Source organism: Brevundimonas phoenicis, from assembly GCF_047237745.1.
Lineage (GTDB): Bacteria > Pseudomonadota > Alphaproteobacteria > Caulobacterales > Caulobacteraceae > Brevundimonas.
Genome location: NZ_JBDFLN010000001.1, coordinates 2,081,236 through 2,097,565, shown reverse-complemented (window position 1 = coordinate 2,097,565; position 16,330 = coordinate 2,081,236). Strand labels below are relative to the sequence as shown.

Sequence of the window (16,330 nt, the reverse complement as noted above, 5' to 3'; positions counted from 1 at the left end):
GGCGCCAGGCGATCCGACCCATGCGAAGGGGAACCGTTAAAGCAACGCCTGGGCGTCGAGGACGTTATCGACGCCGCGTCGCATGAGCGGCGGCGATGGGAATGCGCGAAGTGTGGAGCGGGAAGGCGAAGAGGGGATGTGGTCCGGCGACGAACTCCACGATCTGATCACGATCAAGCTGACGCGGCGCAGGAGCGTGTCTCCAGCAACCCTCCGCAAGCTCAGTGAAGCGTTCAATCCTCTGGCCCTCATCCCTGCGAGCGACGACCTCATCGTCCAGGGCGTCAAAGCCTCGTCCTGCCTCCTGCTTTTGAACGGGTTTGCGGCACGCTACCGTTTGTTGCGGAATGGGCGGCGCCAATTCACCGAGATTTGTCTCCCAGGCGATTTCGTCAATCTCGGCTCTTTGTTGAAGAAGCGCCAGCCGCAGGGCGTCGTCGCCCTGACGGACTGTCGGGCGGCCTCCATTCCCCATGCTCGCCTTGATCGGTTGATCGACGCCGACGGCGACCTGGTCAGAAGCCTGTGGCTGGACACCCTGGTCGACGGCGCCGTAAGCCGCGAGTGGATTCTTGCGCTCGGCGCCCAGAGCGCAAAGGAGCGCCTGGCCTGGTTCCTGTGTGAACTCTACTGCCGACTGGAACCGGTGGGCCGCGCGGAAGACTGCTGCTTCCAGTTGCCTATGACCCAGGCGGAGATAGCGGATATCCTTGGGCTTTCAACCGTCCATGTGAACCGCGTCGTGGCGGAGCTTCGACGAGAAGGTCTCGTGGAGTGGAAGGGGGCCCTTGTCCATCTGAAGGATTGGGGCGCGCTGGCCGCCCTGGCCGAGTTCGATAAGGCCTACCTGGAGTCGCCTCCAGAGTAAGCGGGCGGTCGCGGTGGGACGGCGGCGCGAGATCGGCCGCGTCCGTCCCTGTTCCCGCTACAGGCGCAAGCGTAGATGGCTTTGATCGACCCATCGGCCCACCCCGGCGCAATCGGAAAAGGCACCGATCCATTAGGATCGTTGTCGGCGACGCTGAGGCGATCGTCACTGCATTGACCTCAGCGGCGAACATGCGCCTTGGGAACAGCGTGGCCAGCGTGACGTTGGCCCGTCATGGCTGGCGATGTTGCAACCCTTATCGGCTCGGCTGCAGCAATCTGCTCGATTACGAGCTTTGCCCCGCAGGCGTACAAGATCTGGAAGGAGCGCGACGCCTCGGCGGTGAGCCTCAAAACCTATTCCCTGACCGTCAGCTGCTTCATCCTGTGGACGATCTACGGCGTGATGACCTCGGCCTGGCCTGTGACCTTCGCCAATGCTTGCGCCCTCGTGATGGCGTCGGCGGTTCTGGTTATGAAATGGCGCTTTCGCGACGCGAGGAAGAGCGGATCGGACGCGTGAACGCCGGTCAGGCGACGACCGGAAAACGCAGTGTGAAGCAACTGCCTCGACCGGGGCCGTCGCTGGCCAGCTCTATGGCTCCGTCATGCATCTCGACCAACTGCTTTACGAGAGCCAGGCCGATGCCGAGACCTTCGCGCGAGCGATCGTCCGGCCCCTTCGACTGAGTGAACAGATCGAAGATGCGGCCCTGCATGTCATGCGGCACGCCCACGCCGTTGTCGGCGATGTCGATCCGCACCTCGTCCTGGACGACATCCGCGGAAACACGGATTTGTCCTTCGGACGGCGTGTATTTGGCGGCGTTGGTCAGCAGATTGCTGACCACCTGCGACAGGCGGGTGAAATCGCCTTCCAGCCATAGGGGCTGGGAAGGCAGGACGACCGTCAGGTCATGCGCGCCCGCCTCGATCTTGGGGCGGCTGGTGTCCACGGCGGACTCGATGACGCTCTGCAGACTCACACGCTCGCGCTGAAGGGAAATCTTGCCCTGGTCGATCCGGGCGACGTCGAGCAGGTCCTCGATCAGCCGCGAGAGGTGGTGGGCCTGAACCTCCATCCGCGCCTGGATGTCGGCCTTGCGGTTCTTGTCCGACTGGCGCTCCAGAAGCTGAAGACCGGCGCGGAGCGCCATGATCGGGTTGCGCAACTCATGGCCCAGCATGGCGATGAAGTCGTTCTTGCGGCGGTCGGCCGCGCGCAGGGCGTTAGCGTAGGCCTCCAGTTCATCGCGCTGGGCGAGAATCTCCATGCGCTGACGATAGAGGTCGATGAAAACGTTCGCCTTGCTGCGCAGGATGTCGGTTTCGATCGGTTTCTGGATGAAGTCGACCGCCCCGGCCTCATAGCCCCTGAACCGTCGCTGCAGGTCGGCGCTTCCCGCCGTGACGAAGATGATGGGGACGTGACGCGCGTTCACATTGCCGCGCATGAACTCAGCCAGCTGGAAACCGTCCATGCCCGGCATCTGCACGTCCACCAGGGCCAGGGCGACATCGTGGACCAGCAGCAGCTCCAGCGCCTCGTCGCCCGAGCGGGCCTTCAGGCAGACGATGTCCTCCCGCTTCAGCAGCGCCTCCAGCGCGAGCAGGTTCTCTTCAAGGTCGTCGACCAGCAGGAGGTGAATCGGCTGTTCCGGGCTGCTCATTCTGTTTCGAGACCTTTCAGATGTTCGGCGATGCCTTCGAGGGGCAGGGCGACGGCCGCCGCGCAGGCGTTGCGGGCGGCCTGGGGCATGGCCTGGGCGTAGGCGGCGGCCGGCTCCTCCACCAGGGCGGCGCCGCCCGCGGCGGCGACGGCGCTCAGCCCGGCCGCGCCGTCCTCATTGGCGCCGGTCAGGATCACCCCGGTCAGGCCGGCGCCGTAGGCGTCCGCCGCGCTTTCGAACAGCACGTCGATGGAGGGACGGGAATAGTTGACGGCTTCGTCGGAGGACAGGGCCAGATCGCCGTTGCTCTCGACCAGAAGGTGGTAGTCCGAGGGGGCGAAATAGACCACGCCGGGACGGGCGGTCTCCTTGTCCTCGGCCTCCTTGACCTCGACCCGGCATTTGGCCTCGAACAGGGGGGCCAGGACGTTGCTGCGATCGGCCGGGACGTGCAGGACGATGAAGATCGGCCAGGGGAAGTCCGCCGACAGCGTCGGGAGGAGGGCGAGCAGGGCCTGCACCCCACCGGCGGAGGCGCCGATCACCACGGCCCGGTCGGGCGACGAACTCATGGTTCGCGTTTCCTGTAGATCTTCTCCGCCGGGACGAACTCGGAGAAGGCGGCCGCATGGCGCGAGAAGCGCAGGCTTTCCTTCGACCCGATCCCCAGAAAGCCGTTGCGCGCCAGGGAGTCCTTGAACAGGCCCACGGCGCGATCCTGAAGGCCCCGGTCGAAATAGATCATGACGTTGCGGCAGGAGATGAGCTGCATCTCGGCGAAGACGGCGTCCGTGACTAGGCTGTGGTCCGAGAAGACGACATTGGCGCGCAGAGACTTGTCGAAGACCGCCCGGCCATAATCCGCCCTATAGTAGTCGGACAGGGACGAACGGCCGCCGGACTTCTGGTGATTTTCGGTGAATTTGCGGATTCGATCGAGGGGATAGATCCCCGCTTCCGCGGCGCGCAGGGCGTCGGGATTGATGTCGGTGGCGTAGAAGAGGGTGCGATCGAACAGGCCTTCCTCGCGGAACAGGATGGCCATGGAATACAGCTCCTCCCCGGCGCTGCACCCCGCGATCCACACCTTGAGCGAGGGATAGGTGCGCAGATGGGGCAGCACCTGCTCACGCAGGGCGCGAAAGTAGCCGGGATCGCGGAACATCTCGCTGACCTGAACTGTCAGGAAGGCGAGCAGACGAGGCAGCATTTCGGGATCGTGCAGGACCCGTTCCTGCAGGGCCGTCAGGCTCGGCAGGCCGAAATGGCTGCGCGCCTGAATCAGGCGGCGCTTGATCGACGCCCGTGCGTACTGGCGGAAGTCGTAATGGTAGCGCTGGTATAGCGCCTCCAGCAGCAGACCGATCTCGATATCCTCGATCTCGTTCGTCATGGCGGGCTCAGCGGGGCATCCAGACGCGGACCAGGGACAGCAGCTTGTCCACGTCCAGCGGCTTGGCCATGTAGTCGTTCGCCCCGGCCGCCATACAGCGCTCCTGGTCGTCCGGCATGGCCTTGGCGGTGAGCATCAGCACCGGCAGCGTCTTCCAGCGCGGATCCTTTCTCATTTCACGCGTCGCCGTCAGGCCGTCCATGACCGGCATCATCACGTCCATCAGCACAAGGTCGACAGCCTTCGAAGGATCGGTCGAGGCCTGCTCCAGCGCCTCGAGCGCTTCCCTGCCGTTGCGGGCGATCTCCACCAGGGCGCCGCGCGGTTCAAGGACATTGGTCAGGGAGTAGACGTTGCGGACGTCGTCCTCGACGATCAGAATCCGGCGCCCTTCCAGCACGGCGTCGCGATTGCGCGCCTTGCGGATCATCTTCTGCTGCTCGGGCGGAAGCTCGGACACCACCTGATGGAGGAAGAGGGAGACCTCGTCGAGCAGCCGCTCCGGCGACTTGGCGCCCTTGATGATGATGGAGCTCGAATAGCGGCGCAGCTGCTGCTCGTGATCGGGCGACAGATCGCGCCCCGTATAGACGATCACGGGCGGGAAGCCATGGCCGCCCTCGCGGCTGAGGGTCTCCAGCAGGGAGAAGCCCGACGCGTCAGGCAGGGTGAGATCCAGCACCATGCAGTCGAAGGTCTGGGTTCTGAGTTGCTCCAGGCATTCGGCGGCCGTGCCCACGCCTACGGTTTCTACGTCGCCGGAGGCCAGCAGGCGGCTCACCGCGTCGCGCTGGACCAGATCGTCCTCCACGATGAGCACGCGACGCACGGTGCGGGTCAGCGTGTCCTCGAGAGTGCGCAGAACCTCGGCGAGATCCTCGCGCTTCACCGGCTTGACCAGATAGCCGATGGCGCCCAGCGACAGGGCGGTCTGGCTGTGATCCTCGGCCGAGACGACGTGGATGGGGATGTGGCGGGTGTCATCGTCGCGCTTCAGCACGTCGAGAACGGTCAGCCCTGACTGATCGGGCAGGCCCACGTCCAGCACGACCGCGCTGGGACGATGGCGCTTGGCCAGCTTGAGAGCCTCCTGGGCCGTGCCCGCCACGATGCACTGGAAGCCCAGCTCGCGGGACAGGTCGCGGACGATGGCGGCGAAGCGGTCGTCGTCCTCGACAACCAGCAGCAGGCGGCGCGTTCCGGCCAGATGATCGCGGTCGTCCTCGACGCTCGCAGACATTGATTGACGCCGCTCGGGAGGCGGTTTCGACGGGGGGGAAACATGCGGGGCAGGGGCAGGCGTCTCGCGCGGAGCGACCTGCGCAGCGTCATAGGCGCGTGGCAGGGTCAGAGTGAAGACGCTCCCTTCGCCCACTCGGCTTTCCAGGGTGATCCGTCCGCCGAGCAGGCGCGCCAGTTCGCGCGAGATCGACAGGCCCAGGCCCGTGCCGCCGTATCTGCGGCTGATGGTTCCGTCGGCCTGCTGGAAGGCCTCGAAAATCCCCGTCTGCTGCTCGGGGGATATGCCGATGCCGGTATCCGACACGGCGAAGGCGATCCTGTCCCCGGGCTGGGCCGATATGCCCAGCTTCACACCCCCGATTTCCGTAAACTTGAAGGCGTTCGACAGCAGGTTCTTGAGAATCTGCTCCAGCCGCTGGCGATCCGTCTCCATCAGATCGGCTCCAGCGTCCAGTTCGATCTCGAAGGCCAGACCGCGATCGTCCGCCACCGGCTGGAAGAGTTGCCGGACGTCCTCCGTCAACCGTTGCATCGACACCGCCTCGGGACGCGCCTGAATGTGGCCTGCCTCGATCTTGGACAGGTCGAGGATGTCGTTGATCAAGGCCAGGAGATCATTGCCGGACGACTGAATCGTGCGGGCGTAGTTGACCTGTTCCTCCGACAGCGTTCCCTCTGGGTTGTCGGCCAGAAGTTTGGACAGGATCAGCAGGGAGTTGAGCGGGGTCCGCAGCTCATGGGACATATTGGCCAGGAAGTCGGACTTATACTGGCTGGCCTGTTCGAGTTCGCGCGCCTTCAGCGTCAGCGCCGAGGCGCCGCGCTCCAGATCGTCGCGCTGGGTTTCCAGCAACTGGGCCTGCTCCTCCAGTTGGCTGTTGGTCTGCTCCAGCTCCGCCTGCTGCTGCTCCAGTCGCGTCTGGGATTCCTTCAGCGCCCGACCCTGTTCCTCCAACTCTTCGTTGGAGACGCGCAACTCCTCGCTCTGGACCTGGAGCTCCTCGGCTTGGCGCTGGGTTTCCTCCAGCATGTTCTGCAGCTGGGCGCGGTAGCGGGCCGAGCGCAAGGCTGTGCCGATGGCGGGCCCGGTTTCTTCAAGCAGGGCCATAAGCCGTTCGTCCGGCGTGTGCAGAAAGCCGAGTTCCAGAACCGCATTGACCGCGCCGTCCGCCCGGGCGGGGGCGATCACCAGGTGCCTCGGCTTGTCGCGGCCGAGGGCCGAACCGATCGTCAGATAGCCCTCAGGCACGTCGGACAGGGTCAGAATCTGACCGTCCGCCGCCACCTGCCCGAGCAGCCCCTCGCGCGGGCCGAAGCGTTCAGCGACGGGCGCGTCCGACGGGACGCCGACCGCGGCGATGCGTCGATAAAGGCCGCCTTCGCCTTTGAACAGGGCGGCCGCCTGGACGCCGGCGTACCGTCCCAGATAGGCGAGAATGCTGTCTCCCAGCTGTTCCAGCGACTGATCCCCCATCATGGCGACGCCGAGGCCCACCTGGCCTTCATGCAGCCATTCCTGGCGCGCGCGCGCCCTGGCGCTGCGACGGACCAGCATGAAGACCGTGATCGTCAGGACAGCACCGAGCACGCCCGAAAGCACGCCGCTGATCAGCGCCGTGCGATAGGCGGCGTTCATTTCCGTCAGTCGCTGCTGACGCACGCTCTGCTCTTCCTGACGCATGAGGGCGACCTGGGCCCGGATCGCGTCCATCTCCTGCTTGCCCTGATCCGTGGCCATCCGCGCCAGCGCGGCCTGCATGCCCTCGGTGCGGCGCGCCTGTAGGGCCGCGTCCAGCTCGGCCAGTTTGGCGTCGAGGCGAGCGCGCAGCTGATTCAGGTGACCTTGTTGGACAGGGTTGTCGCGAGTCAGGTCGGCGACTTCGTTCAGCCGTCGGCTCAGATTCCCGGTCGCCGCCTCATAGGGCTGGAGATAGGAGACGTCGCCGGTCAGCAGATAGCCGCGCTGGCCTGTCTCGGCGTCCTGGGCGGCGGCCAGCAGTTCGTCGACCGCTACGATCACCTGGTGCGTGTGAATGATCTGCTGGTTGTTGGCTCGAAGAACTTCGACATTCCTCCAGGCGATAAGCCCGGTGGCGAGGAAGAAGGAAAGAACCAGGGCCAGCCCCAGAACGGCCCAAGCCTCCATCTTCGAGCCCGCAGACGGACGACGTGACGATTTCATCAAGTTGTGAACCCTGAGCGAGGAGCGAGGAGCGAGGAGCGAGAGCGCCCTGCCTAAGGACGCGTGCAGACCTTGCAATAACCTATGCTGGATTCGCCGCACAGACTTGCTGATGAACGATGCGGCTCATCGCCCCGTGGCCCAGCTGCGGCTCTCAGGAGAAAGGTGCGGCGAGCTCCAGAATCTGACGCAGCGGCGGAAAGGCCCGGCGTCGCAGCGCCTGCTGCAGCTTCATCCCGGATGAAGCACCACCTTCGTCCATTCGTTCTGGTTCTCTTTGAAGTTGCGGTAGGCCTTGGGGGCCTGCTCGAGCGGCAGGCGGTGGCTGATCAGATCAGTGGTGTCGATGCGGCCGTCCAGGATCATCTCGAGCAGGGCGGGGAGATAGCGCTGGACATGTGTCTGGCCGGTTTTGAGGGTCAGGCCTTTCTGCATGAAGGCGCCGACCGGCACCTTGTCCGCGAAGCCGCCGTAGACGCCAGGTACAGACACCGTGCCGCCCTTGCGCACCGCCATGATGGTTTCGCGCAACACGTGGGCGCGGTCTGTCCCCATGCGTGTCGAGGTCTTTACGGCGTCGACGATGTTGTCGGGCGAGAAGCCGTGGCTTTCCATGCCCACGGCGTCGATGCAGCTGTCGGGCCCGAGGCCCGCCGTCATTTCCTGGAGCGCCTCCCGCACCTTGACCTCGTGGTAGTTGAGGACCTCGGCGCCGTTGGCCCTGGCCAGGGCCAGGCGGTTGGGATGGTGATCGATGGCGATGACGCGGCCTGCGCCCTGAAGGAAGGCGCATTTGATCGCGAACAGACCCACCGGCCCGCAGCCCCAGACGGCGACGGTGTCGCCGCGCTCGATCTGGCAGTTCTCGGCGGCCATCCAGCCCGTGGGGAAGATGTCGGACAGAAAGAGCACCTTCTCGTCCTCGACGCCGTCCGGGATCTTGATCGGCCCGTAGTCGGAATAGGGCACGCGGGCATACTCGGCCTGTCCTCCGGCGTAGCCGCCGGTCAGGTGCGAATAGCCGAAGGCGCCGGTCATCACCTGGCCGAAGGCGATCTCCGATGCGTCGGCCTTATCCGCCGGATTGGAATTGTCGCAGGCGGCGGGAAGGGACTTCTGGCAGAAGAAACATTGGCCGCAGGCGATGACGAAGGGCACCACGACCCGGTCCCCCTTCTTCAGGCTGGTGTTTCCGCGCCCGACGTCCACGACCTCGCCCATGAATTCATGGCCGAGGATGTCGCCGTTCGACATTCCGGGGATGTAGCTGTCGTACAGATGTAGATCCGAGCCGCAGATGGCCGTCGCCGTGATCCTGATGATGGCGTCGCGAGGGTTGATGATCTCCGGGTCGGGAACAGTGTCCATCTGCACGTTATGCTTGCCGTGCCAGGTGAGGGCGCGCATGGGCGATCCTTTCTGCTGCGATCAGAGGCGGCGGGAGCCGCGCGGCGCTGCATCCGGCGCCCTTGAGGTCGAAATCTCGCCCGTCTCCATGAGCTGCTTGAAGCGCCGCAGTTCGCGCCGCGCCTGCAGACGCGGCTCGCGCTGCATGACCTTGGCGATCGCCTTGCCCACGGCCCCGCCGGGCGGATCGTAGCTGATGAAGAGCCGCACCTCCGTGCCGCGCCCGAAAGGATGGTCCCGGAACTCGATCCAACCCTCATGGTCGACGTCGGAGCCTTCGGTCGAGGTCCAGGCGATGCGACGGTCCGCCAAGTCCTCTGTGATCACGGAGGTCAACGCGACGTCCTTTCCGCCCGGTCCTTCGACGACCCATCGGGAATGCGTCGCGTCCAGAACTTCGACAGACTTCACCGTCTCCGAGAAGACGGGCAGGTTCAAAAGATCGCGCCAATAGTTGTAGAGGGCCGATCGGGGCCGTCGGATCAGCATGGCGCGCAAGGTGTCGGCCGCGTGGCGCCCTTCGTGAAGGTCGCTGTCGCGGAAGGCCGAGGAATCCACATCGGCGTCAGTCGAAATCGGACGATCGGTCATGTCTGGCTCCGGTGCGTGAAGAGCCAATGGACCGACAGCGGGTTCGTTGCAGAGGTCGATGAAGTGACGGGTATCCGACAGCCGGACCCCTCATCCGCTCCGCCGGTTTGCCAGAGACCCGCAAACCGAAGGAGATCGACATGATCAACAACGACGACGTCTGGCGCGACGTGTTCGTGACTGGCCTGAAGAACGCCCATGCCGTGGAGCATCAGGCCCTGGCCTTGATGGATCGGCAGATCGACCGCGCCAGAAATTTCATGGAGGTGGCGGAGAAGCTGAAGGCGCACCGGCTTGAAACCGAGCAGCAGATTTCGCGGCTTGAGCAGATTCTCTCGGGCCTGGACGAGAGTCCGTCAGGTCTGAAGGACGCCGCCATGTCCATGAGCGGCAACATGGCAGCCCTGGGTCACACCTTCGCCGAGGACGAAATTCTCAAGAACGCCTTCGCCAACTTCGCCTTCGAGAACTATGAGGTCGCGGCCTACAAGGGACTGATCGTCCTGGCCGAGCACGGCGGCTACTCTGTCGCCCTGGATCCGCTGAACGCCTCGCTGGATGAAGAAGCGCGCATGGCGGCCTGGGTGGACCAGAGCCTGCCGGCCCTCACCGAGAAATTCCTGATGCTGAAGCGCGCGGGCGAGAACCCCAGCCGCTGATCGCTGTCGCAAGGAGACGCGAGATGTTCATGCACAACAAGAAGCTGATGTACACGGTGCGGGTTTCAGAACCCAATCCGGCCCTGGCGACCCTGATGCTGGAGCAGTTCGGCGGGCCGCAGGGCGAATTGGCGGCGGCGATGCGCTACTTTACGCAGGGTCTGGCGGACGAGGACGTCGCCCGCCGCGACATGCTGATGGACATCGCGACCGAGGAGCTCAGCCACCTCGAGATCATCGGTTCGATCGTCGCCATGCTGAACCGCGGCGCCAAGGGGCGTCTGGCCGAGGCGGCGGAGGAGGAGGCCGACCTCTACGCCAGCATGACGTCGGGGGGCGAAAGCCACACCACGTCCATCCTCTATGGAGGCGGCGCGGCCCTGATCAATTCGGCGGGCGTGCCCTGGACGGCGGCCTATGTGGACTCGATCGGGGATCCGGCCTGCGACCTACGCTCCAACATCGCGGCGGAGTCGCGGGCCAAGATCGTCTATGAGCGGCTGATCAACGTCACCGACGACCCGGGAATCAAGGACGCCCTGACCTTTCTGATGACGCGTGAGGTCGCCCACCAGAAGTCGTTCGAGAAGGCCCTCTACGCCATCCCCGCCAACTTCCCGCCGGGCAAGCTGCCGGGCCATCCGGACTTCGCGGACAAATACTACAACATGTCCCAGGGCGAGGGCGACGCATCCGGACCGTGGAACACGGGCGAGCAGTGGGACGCCGTCGACGAGCGCGAAGCTCAAATGGCTGTCGACGGCGGGGACGGCCGCGCCGAGGTGGCGCTTTCGGCCGACGAAGAAAAGGCGGTGGAGACATTCGCCGCTCGCACGCGTTCCGATCCCGAATCCGATCCGTTGACCGGCGCGGACCTCGGGGCCGGCCCAGGCGCGGGGCGAACTCGGCCGGTCCCATCCGTTCCGCCGGGCTAGGGAGCGGTCGTTTCACATCAAGAAGGGGAGGCGGGGGTTGCGGACGGACGATGCGAAACATCGTCGCATTCGCGGAGCGGCCGGCGCGTCAGGCGTCGGCCGTATCCATATCCGCATTGAGGCTCGGGTTCGGCCTTTGCCACGCGAGGAGAAAACATGCGCCACGAAATCATCATCGTCGGCGGAGGCGCGGGCGGCCTGGAGCTCGCCGCCCGGCTGGGGCGCGCGTTGGGCCGCAATGAAGGTCCGCGACGCGTGCTGCTGATCGACCGGACCATCTTTCACTTGTGGAAGCCCTCCCTGCACGAGGTTGCCGCCGGCTCGCTTGATTCGCATCAGGAAGGCCTGGCGTATCCGCTGCTGGCCCGGCGCAATCACTTCAGTTTCGCCTTCGGAGACCTGGAGGGACTGAACGCCGCTGAAAAGAGGCTGAGTCTGGCCGAAGTGCGGGACGACGACGGCCGGGTTCTGATTCCGCCGCGAACGCTGGCCTATGACCGGTTGGTGCTGGCGATGGGCAGCGGCTCCAATCTGTTCAATACGCCGGGGGCCGCCGAGCACGCCCACCTGCTGGAGGACGTGGCGGACGCCGAAGCCTTCAACCGGCGCCTGACCGGCGCCTTCCTGGCCTCGGCCTATGCGCCCGGCCAAAGGCTGGACATCGCCATCGTCGGAGCGGGCGCCACGGGGGTCGAGCTGTCGACCGAGTTGATCGAAGGCCACCGGGCCCTTTCGGCCGGTCTGGGGGCCCATCAGAAGTTCGATCTGGGGGTGACAGTGGTCGAGGCGGGGCCGCGCATCCTCGGCGGTCTGCCCGAAACCGTGGCCGCCAAGGCGGCGCAGGAACTGGAGCGCCGGGGCGTGACCCTCGCCGTGGACGCCAGGGTTGAGCAGGTTGCGGCGGACGGACTGCAGACCAGCCGGGGCTGGATTCGATCGGACCTGACCGTATGGGCGGCGGGCGTTCTGGCGTCGCCCCGCAATCGCGATTTCGGACTTGAGACCGGGCGTCTCAATCAGTTCTTGACGGACGATCGTCTGAGGACGTCCGCCCCGGACGTCTACGCCATGGGAGACTGCGCCCAGACTCCGCATGGCGCCGGCTTCGTCCCGGCACGCGCTCAGGCGGCGGCCCAGCAAGCCAGATATCTGGCTCGCGCCCTGCTCAAGGCGGGCGATCCGGGGCCCTATGTCTATCGCGACCGCGGCTCCCTGGTGTCCCTGGGCAGCGAAGGCGGCGTGGGATCGCTGATGGGCGGTCTGGTCGGGCCGAACTTCCTGATCGAGGGCTGGCTGGCGCGGCAGGCCTATATGAGCCTTCACCTTGACCACTATCGCGCGGTGATCGGCTTGCGGCGCACAGCGCTTCTGGCCCTGTCCCGCCTGCTGATGCGCCGCGTGTCCGGGCGGCTCAAGCTGCACTGAGGGAGCCCGGATGAAAGTCTGAATCCAGACGCTCCGGAACGGCGTCCGGGGACGGCGATTGCAGGGAGGCGGCAAGGGAGGCCGTCTCCATGAATGCTCACGATCCCACGCCCGCCCCGCCTCCCGGCGCGCCCCCGCGATTCCAGGGCCGGGTCGCAGTGGTCACCGGCGGCGCGCGCGGCATAGGACGCGCCATCGCCCTGGCTCTGGCGCGCGAGGGCTGCGATCTCGTCATCGGCGATGTTCTGGAAGGCCTGCCCGACGGAACTCCCTATCCCAAGGCGACCCAGGCGGACCTGGACCAGACGGTCGCGGCGGCCGGCGCCAGCGGCGTGCGCTGCATCGGCCTGCGCATGGATGTACGCGAGGCGAGCGAAGGCGAGGCTCTGATCGAAGCGGCGCGAGCCTCTTTCGGACGGCTGGATTTCCTGATCGCGAACGCGGCCGTGACCCTGGAAGGACGGCTGACGGACCTGGCGCCCGACCAGTTCGACGCCGTGGTGCGGACCAATCTGCACGGCGTCTTCAACGTCATGGCGCCGGCCCTGCGCCTGATGACGGAAGCCGGGCGCGGCCGCGTCGTCGCCATCGACAGCGGCGCGGGCAAGCATGCTGAGGCGGAGGCAGGCGCCTACGTCGCCTCGAAATTCGGCCTGATCGGCCTGTGCAAGACGGCGGCGCTGGAGGTCGCCGAACACGGCGTGACGGTCAATGCGGTCCTGCCGGGGCCGACGGATACCCCCATGATGTCGAGCCCGCAGCGGTTTCGCCAGGCGGTTCCCGACAAGCCCGACCCGACCCGCGACGACTATCTGGAGGCCCGCAAGGGCGCCACCCCCATGGGCCTGGCCTGGATCAAGCCCGAGGACGTGGCCGCCGTCGTCCTGTTCCTGCTCAGTGATGAGGCGCGTTTCGTCAGCGGCGAAACCATCAGCGTCGACGCCGCCGACTGCGCCAACTGGACATGAGCGGCCGTCCCGTCGCCGCCTGGCCTGGACCCGACGGCGAGGCCCCGCCGGTTCTCGTCGGCGTGACGCCCGCCGCCGCGTCGAGCCTGACCATACTGATGGTGGTCGGGGCCGTCGGGCTTTGCGCCTTGGCGGACGTTTTCGCCAAGCTGCTGACCCACGACACGCCCCCGGCCCAGGTCGTCTGGGTGCGCTATGTCGCCATGCTGGCCCTGGGACTGGTCGTCGCCGCAGATCGCGGTCGGGCGGCGTGGCGCATACGGCGGCCGCTCTTGCAGGGACTGCGTGGTCTGGCGGTGCTGGCGTCCGGCGGACTGTTCATCCTGGGGCTCGGCCATTTGCCGCTGCCGGAGGCGACGGCGGTCTCCTTCGTGACCCCGACCTTCGCCACGCTGATGGCCATTCTCTTTCTGCACGAAGCCGTGGCGAGGCGGCGCTGGACGGCGTTGCTGGTCGGTCTGGCCGGGATTCTAATTCTGTTGCGACCCGGCGGCGCGCTGTTCAGTACGGCGGCGCTTTTCCCTCTCGGATCCGCCTTTTTCGGCGCGACGGCCATCATCCTGACGCGCCGCATCGGCGGCGAGGACGCGCCGGCTGCGACCCTGCTCTGTTCCGCCCTTGTCGGCTTTGTCCTGCTCAGCGCGACGGCGCCGCTGTGGTTTGCCCCGATGGCTCCGGTCGCCCTGGCGGCGGCTGCCGCCATGGGCTTGTGCTACGCCGTCGGCCAGTTGCTGTTGATCGCCGCCTACGGGCGCGGCGAGGCGTCCCTGCTGGCGCCCTTCTCCTATGCGCAGGTGATCTTCGCCGCCTTGCTGGGCGCGCTCGTCTTCGGCTGGATGCCGGACGGACCGGCGGCCCTGGGCATGGGGTTTGTGGTGTCGAGCGGGGTCTACATCCTGCATCGCGAAGGGGTGCTGGCCCGGCTTCGCTTCAAAGGAATGTCAGTTCGGCGCGCTCGGCGCCGTGCCGCGCAGTAAGGCGTGCGGGACGCCCTCGGACCCACAGCCGTTCGATCCTGATCTCCCTCCAGCCTTCCGGGAGAGCGACAGGGCGCCGCGCCCAGGCTTCGGGCGGCCCGTCGTCGATCTGCAAGCCCGTCAGGCCATAGGTCAGGCCCATCAACAGTCCGCCCAGATTCGCGAAGAAAGGGCCGGCCGCCGTGCCTTCGGCCTGATCCAACCGGTACTCGAGACATTGGTGGAAACGGGGCTGGTCGTAGGCGGCGTAGCCTTCCTCGAACAGCTTGAGCGCCAGCTTTCGGTCGCCCGCCATCGTCGCCCAGACGCAGTAGAGGGCCGGCAGCATGGGCGCGCCCACATAATCGGGCCAGAGCTTCAGGTAGAAATCCAGCGTCCTTCGCCTCTGGGCGGCGGAGGCGGGATAGTCATAGGGAAACAGACCCGCCAACGGCGAAGGCGTCGCCCCCTTGGGTTCGCGAATGGTGAAGCCGTCGTGCGCGGCGATCACCCCGTCCGATCGGACGGGCAGATAGAGGTTCGCCGCCACCTCGGCCCATGCGGCCGGGGCCGGCTCGCCCAGGCGCTCGGCGGCGCGCCCCGCGCGTCGAAGGATGTCCGCCCCGGCCATCAGGGTGAAGGCGTCGTTGTCGGGCGGTTGCGGCACTTCTGCCGGTCCCATGGCGCACGGCAGTTCAAACCCGCGGGGCGTCCGCTGAACCCGGCTGACGAACCAGTCGGCCACCCCGCTCAACACCGGCCAGGCGTCCTCTCTCAGGAAGCGCTCGTCCCCCGTCGCGTCGGCGTATAGCGAAAAGCCCCGCGCCACGTGAAGGGAGACATGATCCTCATGCTGGGCCGCGTCGCCGGCGCCCGGCGCGGCTTCCTGCCCGGTCGTCGGCGCGGCCTGCCAGGGGAACTGCAGGCCCTGGCGGCTGGACAGGCGGGCGTTGGTTCCCGCCGTCGCCCGGCCGCGTGTGCGAAAGGCTAGCAGCGCCTGCGCCGCGTCGGGCTGCATCAGCAGAAGAGGCGGCAGGCAGAAGGCGTCCACGTCCCACATCACATGGCCGTAGTAGTAGTGATAGTCGTGCCAGGTCGCGAGGCCGAAGATGGAGGTCGACGACGGCGAGGCCGGGTGCGCCGAGGCGTTTAGATAGTAGAAGGCGGCGTCGATCAGCGCCTGATGGTCCGGGGCGGCGCCGTCCACGACGATGCGGCCGCGCCACAGATCCGACCACGCCTCGCGATTGCAGCGTCGCAGGTCATCGAAGCCCGTGCGCCCGGCCCGCGCAACGCGCCGCACGGCTTCCTCGTCAGGCCGTTCATGCTGGACCGACGGGATCAGGGCGGCGAGCTGACGGAAACGTACGGGACGCCCCGCTGACAGACGCAACTGATGTTCGGTGCACAGCGGCCCTTGCGGATGCGCCATCACCTGACGTCGGGCGCCGTCCGGGCCTTCGGTCAGCAGGGCGACGCCGCAGCGACCCAGGCCGCCTTCGGTCTCCCACAACAGGCTGCCGTCGCACGCGGGCTCGGGCTCGCCGGGCGTGTCCGTGCGGCGCCGAAGCATCCGCCCATGCACCCCGTCGATATCGACCAGGGCGCGGAAGGTCAGGTCGCAGGCGGCGTCGGCGGTCAGCCGGACTTTCTGGGCCACGATGGCGGGCGCGGCCCGGCTGGCGAAGGTCAGCACTTCGACCGAGAGCGTCCGTCCTGCGGCGGTGAAGCGGAACTGGGAGGACAGCTCCCCGAAGGCGAAATCATAGCTCTGGCGCAGGTCGCTGATCGCCCAGGGCTGGTCGCTCATCCAGACGCCGTTCAACGCCAGATCGCCCGCAAGGGGATAGGGCGCGGCGGCGGCGGCCTCGATCTGGCGTTCCGGATGTTCGCCCGCCAGGCCGCTGACCAGCACCATGCCGGCGATCAGGGGAACCTCCCGCACGCGAAGGCCGATCAGGCCGTTGCTGACATAGGCGGGGAGGTCGCCGTTGCGCGGACCTCCGGCCACGGGCGGGATGACGACGTCAGGCAC

Annotated in this window: 14 protein-coding genes; 7 read left to right on the top strand and 7 right to left on the bottom strand. The window is 66.6% G+C overall.

The genetic code is table 11. The annotated features are described in order from the left end of the window. The first annotated feature begins 82 nt into the window (after positions 1-82). Positions 83-868: a Crp/Fnr family transcriptional regulator gene (locus ABC419_RS10360; RefSeq protein WP_412877556.1), complete on the top strand. Its 786-nt coding sequence runs from the start codon at positions 83-85 to the stop codon at positions 866-868. Positions 869-1,102: 234 nt separating this feature from the next. Then, positions 1,103-1,390 (top strand): SWEET family sugar transporter, encoded by a 288-nt coding sequence (locus tag ABC419_RS10355; RefSeq protein WP_412877557.1) that lies wholly within the window; start codon positions 1,103-1,105, stop codon positions 1,388-1,390. 7 nt (positions 1,391-1,397) lie between these two features. Here the strand turns inward: ABC419_RS10355 and ABC419_RS10350 are convergent, their stop codons facing one another. The 6 genes from ABC419_RS10350 to ABC419_RS10325 form a co-directional block, all read right to left on the bottom strand. Next, positions 1,398-2,537: a hybrid sensor histidine kinase/response regulator gene (locus ABC419_RS10350; RefSeq protein ID WP_412877558.1), complete on the bottom strand. Its 1,140-nt coding sequence runs from the start codon at positions 2,535-2,537 to the stop codon at positions 1,398-1,400. After that, positions 2,534-3,109 (bottom strand): chemotaxis protein CheB, encoded by a 576-nt coding sequence (locus ABC419_RS10345; RefSeq protein WP_412877559.1) that lies wholly within the window; start codon positions 3,107-3,109, stop codon positions 2,534-2,536. Before ABC419_RS10345 ends, ABC419_RS10350 begins: the two co-directional genes overlap by 4 nt. Further along, positions 3,106-3,930, bottom strand: coding sequence for a CheR family methyltransferase (locus tag ABC419_RS10340; RefSeq protein WP_412877560.1), 825 nt, complete (start codon positions 3,928-3,930; stop codon positions 3,106-3,108). The genes ABC419_RS10345 and ABC419_RS10340 overlap by 4 nt, the downstream gene beginning before the upstream one ends. Before the next feature lie 7 nt (positions 3,931-3,937). Continuing rightward, the gene (locus ABC419_RS10335) at positions 3,938-7,318 is read right to left on the bottom strand and encodes a response regulator (protein WP_412877561.1); all 3,381 of its coding nucleotides are present in this window, start codon (positions 7,316-7,318) and stop codon (positions 3,938-3,940) included. Between the two features lie 267 nt (positions 7,319-7,585). Beyond that, positions 7,586-8,761 carry a zinc-dependent alcohol dehydrogenase gene (locus ABC419_RS10330; RefSeq protein WP_200165240.1) on the bottom strand — a complete coding sequence of 392 codons (1,176 nt, stop codon included), beginning with the start codon at positions 8,759-8,761 and terminating at the stop codon, positions 7,586-7,588. A gap of 21 nt (positions 8,762-8,782) precedes the next feature. Beyond that, complete coding sequence (locus ABC419_RS10325; protein ID WP_412877562.1) at positions 8,783-9,352, bottom strand: SRPBCC family protein; 570 nt, start codon at positions 9,350-9,352, stop codon at positions 8,783-8,785. 140 nt (positions 9,353-9,492) lie between these two features. Here ABC419_RS10325 and ABC419_RS10320 point away from each other — a divergent pair, with 140 nt between their 5' ends. The 5 genes from ABC419_RS10320 to ABC419_RS10300 all read left to right on the top strand — a co-directional run bounded on the left by ABC419_RS10320 (position 9,493) and on the right by ABC419_RS10300 (position 14,316). Further along, positions 9,493-10,011, top strand: a complete 519-nt coding sequence (locus ABC419_RS10320) for a ferritin-like domain-containing protein (RefSeq protein WP_200165238.1) — start codon at positions 9,493-9,495, stop codon at positions 10,009-10,011. Between the two features lie 23 nt (positions 10,012-10,034). After that, on the top strand, positions 10,035-10,946 hold the full coding sequence (locus tag ABC419_RS10315; protein ID WP_200165237.1) for a manganese catalase family protein: 912 nt from the start codon (positions 10,035-10,037) through the stop codon (positions 10,944-10,946). A 156-nt stretch (positions 10,947-11,102) separates the two neighbouring features. Continuing rightward, positions 11,103-12,371 carry an NAD(P)/FAD-dependent oxidoreductase gene (locus ABC419_RS10310; RefSeq protein WP_412877563.1) on the top strand — a complete coding sequence of 423 codons (1,269 nt, stop codon included), beginning with the start codon at positions 11,103-11,105 and terminating at the stop codon, positions 12,369-12,371. A gap of 89 nt (positions 12,372-12,460) precedes the next feature. After that, positions 12,461-13,339, top strand: coding sequence for an SDR family oxidoreductase (locus ABC419_RS10305; RefSeq protein ID WP_412877564.1), 879 nt, complete (start codon positions 12,461-12,463; stop codon positions 13,337-13,339). After that, positions 13,336-14,316, top strand: coding sequence for a DMT family transporter (locus ABC419_RS10300; protein WP_412877565.1), 981 nt, complete (start codon positions 13,336-13,338; stop codon positions 14,314-14,316). The genes ABC419_RS10305 and ABC419_RS10300 overlap by 4 nt, the downstream gene beginning before the upstream one ends. Here ABC419_RS10300 and ABC419_RS10295 read toward each other — a convergent pair. Next, complete coding sequence (locus tag ABC419_RS10295; RefSeq protein WP_412877566.1) at positions 14,270-16,330, bottom strand: glycoside hydrolase family 65 protein; 2,061 nt, start codon at positions 16,328-16,330, stop codon at positions 14,270-14,272. The genes ABC419_RS10300 and ABC419_RS10295 overlap by 47 nt on opposite strands.

Excerpts from the sequence above, each read along its gene's own strand:
- ABC419_RS10335 (WP_412877561.1), bottom strand. The coding sequence starts at position 7,318 with ATGGAGGCTTGGGCCGTTCTGGGGCTGGCCCTGGTTCTTTCCTTCTTC.
- ABC419_RS10315 (WP_200165237.1), top strand. The coding sequence starts at position 10,035 with ATGTTCATGCACAACAAGAAGCTGATGTACACGGTGCGGGTTTCAGAA.
- ABC419_RS10355 (WP_412877557.1), top strand. The coding sequence starts at position 1,103 with ATGGCTGGCGATGTTGCAACCCTTATCGGCTCGGCTGCAGCAATCTGC.
- ABC419_RS10345 (WP_412877559.1), bottom strand. The coding sequence starts at position 3,109 with ATGAGTTCGTCGCCCGACCGGGCCGTGGTGATCGGCGCCTCCGCCGGT.
- ABC419_RS10305 (WP_412877564.1), top strand. The coding sequence starts at position 12,461 with ATGAATGCTCACGATCCCACGCCCGCCCCGCCTCCCGGCGCGCCCCCG.
- ABC419_RS10320 (WP_200165238.1), top strand. The coding sequence starts at position 9,493 with ATGATCAACAACGACGACGTCTGGCGCGACGTGTTCGTGACTGGCCTG.
- ABC419_RS10300 (WP_412877565.1), top strand. The coding sequence starts at position 13,336 with ATGAGCGGCCGTCCCGTCGCCGCCTGGCCTGGACCCGACGGCGAGGCC.
- ABC419_RS10325 (WP_412877562.1), bottom strand. The coding sequence starts at position 9,352 with ATGACCGATCGTCCGATTTCGACTGACGCCGATGTGGATTCCTCGGCC.
- ABC419_RS10310 (WP_412877563.1), top strand. The coding sequence starts at position 11,103 with ATGCGCCACGAAATCATCATCGTCGGCGGAGGCGCGGGCGGCCTGGAG.
- ABC419_RS10350 (WP_412877558.1), bottom strand. The coding sequence starts at position 2,537 with ATGAGCAGCCCGGAACAGCCGATTCACCTCCTGCTGGTCGACGACCTT.
- ABC419_RS10330 (WP_200165240.1), bottom strand. The coding sequence starts at position 8,761 with ATGCGCGCCCTCACCTGGCACGGCAAGCATAACGTGCAGATGGACACT.
- ABC419_RS10360 (WP_412877556.1), top strand. The coding sequence starts at position 83 with ATGAGCGGCGGCGATGGGAATGCGCGAAGTGTGGAGCGGGAAGGCGAA.
- ABC419_RS10340 (WP_412877560.1), bottom strand. The coding sequence starts at position 3,930 with ATGACGAACGAGATCGAGGATATCGAGATCGGTCTGCTGCTGGAGGCG.